General features: G+C 65.8%; 4 protein-coding genes and 1 riboswitch. All 4 genes read right to left on the reverse strand.

The genetic code is table 11. The annotated features are described in order from the left end of the window. Positions 1-106 precede the first annotated feature (106 nt). Positions 107-1,219 (reverse strand): stalk domain-containing protein, encoded by a 1,113-nt coding sequence (locus AB1609_15375; protein ID MEW6047835.1) that lies wholly within the window; start codon positions 1,217-1,219, stop codon positions 107-109. 114 nt (positions 1,220-1,333) lie between these two features. Then, positions 1,334-1,418, reverse strand: a riboswitch (cyclic di-GMP riboswitch). Between the two features lie 644 nt (positions 1,419-2,062). Further along, the gene (locus AB1609_15380; GenBank protein ID MEW6047836.1) at positions 2,063-2,947 is read right to left on the reverse strand and encodes a hypothetical protein; all 885 of its coding nucleotides are present in this window, start codon (positions 2,945-2,947) and stop codon (positions 2,063-2,065) included. Positions 2,948-3,057: 110 nt separating this feature from the next. Continuing rightward, complete coding sequence (locus AB1609_15385; protein MEW6047837.1) at positions 3,058-3,738, reverse strand: hypothetical protein; 681 nt, start codon at positions 3,736-3,738, stop codon at positions 3,058-3,060. After that, positions 3,735-4,979, reverse strand: a 1,245-nt coding sequence (gene pilM / locus AB1609_15390; protein ID MEW6047838.1) for a pilus assembly protein PilM, incomplete at its 5' end; no start/stop codon positions are given. The genes pilM and AB1609_15385, both read right to left, overlap by 4 nt.

Here is a 4,979-nt window from a genome sequence, read left to right on the forward strand (position 1 = left end):
ACCACCTAACAAAGGATGTCAACATTGCCGCGTCCACCTCGCCCCGACAAAAAGAAGAGCCCCGGGACGCAATGCCACGGGGCTCCTGCCCGAAGCGGGCACGATCTCAGTTGATCACCACCACCTGGCCGGTCTCGAACCAGTCCACGAAGGCTCCCAGGCTCTCGGAAACGAACCGCAGCGGGATCAGGGTCCGGTTCCCCACGATGACCGCGGGAACATCCAGGGCCACCTCCGCCCCGTTGACCCGGGCCTGGGGAGACCCGACGGGGACGAGCACCGCCTTATCGCCCTTGAGCACCACGACCGTCCGGGTATCCTCGTCCCACTCAACCTGAGCGCCCAGCGCCTCCGCTATGGCCCGCACGGGCACCATGGTGCGGCCCTGCATGATCACCGGCTGGACGTCAAAGGTCATTTTCTTCCCCCTGATAAACACCTTCACGCCCTCGCGCTTGCCGGCTTTCTCGTATAGCTCGCCCAGCTTTTCGTACAGGTCCTTTTCGTCGGGGCTGGTCGAAACCGCATCCTCCATATCCCCAACTGCTCCCTCCAGCTCTCCCAGCTCTTCCTTCAGGATAGCCCGGTAGGCATACACGGCACCCGGCACGGTGGTGCCCAGCTGCTCCAGCTCCGTGAGCGCAGCCTCGGCGTCACCTTTGGCCCGAAGACAAAGGGCCAGCGCGACCGCCACCTTCGCGCCATCCGTCGACAGCTGCTGCAGCTCTTTAAGCACGCTGATGGCCTTGTCATACTCTCCAGCTGCCCGGTAAGCCACAGCCAGCTTCCAGAGTAGCTTGGCGTCACCAGGGTTCTTCACCACTTCGGCCTCCAGCCTGGCTATCCGGTTAGATAACCCCTTGGGGGCTTCCCTGGCCTGCTCCTCATTTTCCCCCTCGAACTCGGCCTCATCCTCATTTTCGTCCTCGAACTCACCCTCCTCATTTTCCCCCTCGAACTCGGCACCCAGGCGCTCCTCCAGACGCACGCGGAACTCTTCCCCTTTATTTTTAATGCGCTGACGTACCCGGTGCTTGGCCGGGACCACCGCATCGGCGCCGGAGGACGCGTTGGCACCGTCTCCCGGTTCAAGCGTGGGCTGGTCGGGCGCACCAGGAGCCGTCGTCTCTTCACCGGCCGCCAGGGCGGCACCCACCATTGTCACCAGGAACGCAAGAACCAAACCTTGCACCGCAACTGCCTTGAGCGACCTCTTCACGTTACAACTTACCTCCTTCCGAGTTACGGTTTTGCCCCATCAACACCTCATAACACGAATTCCCGGCTTGCCGTACCCCCTTCCAGGCAGACGGCAAGCCGGGAATTTTCCATCCCCAGCAGCCGGACTGCCATAGCGTTTCGCCTTAGGCCCCACAGCTTTGCGTCCCCGGCTTTCGCCGGGTTTGCCCTTGATGGGGACTCCTCATTAATAAACATTCGTCAGAGCCATGCCGTTTGTGAGGGTCCGCACCCGGAACATAATGCGTTTGCCGGGGAACAATCCCAGCCCTCTGGGGAAGCGTTTGATCGGCCAACCGTAGGGTGAAATCCCAAAAAAGGAATCCATGAGAAAGGCGAGGAACAATCCACGGGAAGGCGACCACCAGGGTTCATGATACTGGATCAGCGTCGCTTCGCTCCGACTGGATGGCATCGCAGGCAACGCTGGCTGGTATATGTCGTCAGCATGACGTTGAGCCGCGCGCACTGGATGAGCAGGCGCCGGAGGGGCAAGGCGGTGATTTGAAAAGCTCGACAAGCTGGAAGCGAGCCTCTTCGGCCCGAAGAGTCGTAAACCGTTCTGGAGCCGCATTCCACACGGCGCCAGGATCGGACCGCGTCACGAGGCAACGCCGGGACGCGATACCTCACGAGATGAATACTACATTGGAAAAGGATCCTCCAAAGATAGGCGATGCCGGGCCCCCGGGTTTTCATGGGTACGAAACACGTGCAAGAGCCCGCTTATCATATCACGAAAACCCCTATGCGTGCTCCGCCTGCCCCCGCGCGTGGGTGCGGCGCAGGTATGGGTGGAGAGATGCCCCGCGGGGGAGCAATGCTAGGGCCCGAGCATGGTCGGCCCGCGCCCGGGCGAACCTCCCGCACCGGGCGGGGTCGAGCTCGAAGCCTGGAAACCGCGATCCCTGCCCACCGAAACAGCGCCGCCCTCCGGGTCGCTCGGAGGCGGCAAAACGGCATGTACGTATGCCACCGCGGTAAGCTGGTAGACCAGCTCGCCCCCTGCCTCCACGCGCTGCCCCTTGGTCCCGGCCGGCGCGGTCGCGCCCTTTGCGCCCGGGATGAGCGATATTCTGGACACCTCTATTATCACGGGAAATGAGGCGCCTTGCGTCGCGACCGTCCCCCCGTGCGACCCGTCCGGCACTCCGAGACCGCGCTCAACCGAAGAGACGAACTCCGATAGCGCACGGAGCGTGCCCGCGCACCTGACCTCGAACGACGCGCGCGTCCGGCCGGGCGCCGGTCTGTCGACCAAGGCCGCATCGACGCGCGCCGCGGGCTTTTCGGCTCTATTTGTCCCTGCTTCAGGCAGCTTTTCACCTGGGGTCCCGGCCTGCTGCGGGACAGCGGCGGCGCCCCGGTCTGGAGGAGACTGTGGTCCGTCCAGGATCGAAACCCGCTGGAGCGTGACGCCGCTGGCGGCGGCCCTCTTTCCCAGTTCCCTCAGCACGAACGCGGCATCGATATCGTCTACGACCGGGATTTCCGGGCGCGACAACCTCTCGCGATAAAGCTCGACTGCTCTCTTCGACAGGTCCGGCGCCCCGGGACCGCGCAGCTCGCCGAGACGCAGCAAAAGCTTCTCCCTCTGAAGACCGAGCTGCCTTGCCGCACTGATCAGGGAGTATGCGCGCGCCAGGAAGACCACGGCCACAAACCCGCAGGCCGCCAGGAACGCAGTTCTCGCGCCAAGCCTTCTCATCTTCTCCCGCATCTCCCGGGCTCCGCCAGGCCCTGAGTCACTTTAGGAAGGGGTTTCCCGGCCTCGGGCACACGTGCGTGCCGCACGCCGGGCCGAAGGCCGGCGAGGTGCTAGACCGTTCCTGCGCTGGGCGCGAGGTCGCCGAACCGGACCTTCACAGTGAAGCGGTAGGCAGGCGACGCGCCCGTCTCGCCGGGCGTCCCGGGCCTGCCCTTCGCGTCCGGGATCTCCGCCGAAACCAGAACGGCCCGTTCGACCCCGGGAAGCTCGCGAAGCTTCTCTACAAACCAGACCACGTCCGAGACCTCCCGCGCGTTGCCCGACACCAGGCACTCCGCGCCCGGGGTCGGGACCCCGCTCGCCGCCTGCGGGAGCTTGGCGCCGCCACCTCTGTCGCGGGCGCCTTCTATCCCGAGAGTGACCTCGGTAACCACGAGGCCGACCGGCACCGGGCCAGGTCCTTCGCCGCTTACGAGAGCCGCAAGGGCGGACATGAACCCTCCCCACTTAGGCCAGCTCTCTTTCTCCCGCAACAGATCGTCGTGAGCTCTCACCGCGGCAGCGAGCGCCTCCGCTTCGCGAGCGACGGGAGCTACCTCGGACTCCAGGCGCGCGACCTCCGCGCGCAGGCCCAGGACGGCCCGCTCGGCCGCCGCAACCCCGACCTCGAGCCCGCGCAGCAGGCCAAACTGACAGGCCAGGACGACGGCAAGGCAGGCCGCGGACAACCAGGGCTTCGGACCACCCCGGGCGATGTTCCTTCCCCGCAGGAGGTCGAACTCGGGAATCACAGCTCGCGCGCCCCCCCGAGCTGCGACAGCCCGCGCAGCAGGAGCCCGGCCGCGCACGCGAACTCCGGGCCGATCCGGCCGCAAGGCCCCGCTTCAAGGCGGTCAGCGTCCCCGGCATGCCCGTCGCCCTTTCCCGTCGCCTGGCTCAGCACCTCGCCACACCTGGCGAGCTCGACGGTGAACGGGATCCCTCCGGGGGCAGCCGCAACCCGCGCGAGGGAGCTCGCCCTAGCGGCTCTCCAGCCCACCGAATCGATTAGCAACCTTTCGATCTCTTCCTTAAGCCCGGGCATCGACGCAAGGCCCCCGGCGAGGACCAACCCAGCAAGCCACACGTCATCGTTCTTGATGAGGTAATACTCGAGGGAACGCTTCACCTGTTCCACGAGCCTTAAGACTGCGGGGTAGACTACCGAGTGCGGAGCGCCCGGGCCGCGCTCGAATAGGCCTGCGTCCTTCTTGATCTCGGCCGCAGTCCGCCTGTCGGTGCCGAATGCTTCCGCCAGCAACCCGTCGAGGGCGGACCCCCCGACCGGTATCTCGGAATAGAACAGCGGTGCTCTTGGCCCATAAGCCACAACCCTGGCCGACGAGTAGCCCATATCCACTACGGCCCATGCAACCGACGATCCCGGCCTGTCCGCTGCCTCCACGACCTCCGCCGGCAACCCGCCGCGGCCCGCGGAGGGCGCCACGCCGCCGGCCAAGTTGACCGCTACCTGGTACAGGGCGAGCCGCAGCAACGCCATATGTTCCGGCTCGAGCAGCCGGCACTTAAGCCCCGCCAGCGAGGCGAGCCGACGGAAGCCCGCGACCGCGCTTCTTCTCGAAGCTGCGACCAGCAACCTCGCCCCCCGTTGGGACGGTTCGTACTTGTACTGGACGACCGCCTCCTCGAGCGGAGTGCGAAACTCCATGTCCCAGTGAACTCGGAGGTAACTTAACGCCTCCTTCAGGGGCATCGGCGGTAGCCGGAGGTCGACGACTTCCACTAGCTTCGACGGCAAGGCCATCCACACTACGTCGCGGGGCCCGCACCGGACCGCGGCCTTCACCGCCTCGATCGCCCCGGCCGCCCTGTCCAGAACGCTCTTGATCAACAGCCCGGAATCCTCCGATGCGTCGGCCCCTTCCGGAAGGGGTATCCGGACGGGGCGCACCTCTACGGACCCGGCACCGGTCACCCGCGCGTACGCCGCCTTCACCGACCCCGACCCGACGTCGATCGCCAGGATACCGGA

The sequence above is a fragment of the Bacillota bacterium genome, from assembly GCA_040754675.1.
Taxonomy (GTDB): domain Bacteria; phylum Bacillota; class Limnochordia; order Limnochordales; family Geochordaceae; genus Geochorda.

Excerpts from the sequence above, each read along its gene's own strand:
- AB1609_15380 (MEW6047836.1), bottom strand. The coding sequence starts at position 2,947 with ATGAGAAGGCTTGGCGCGAGAACTGCGTTCCTGGCGGCCTGCGGGTTT.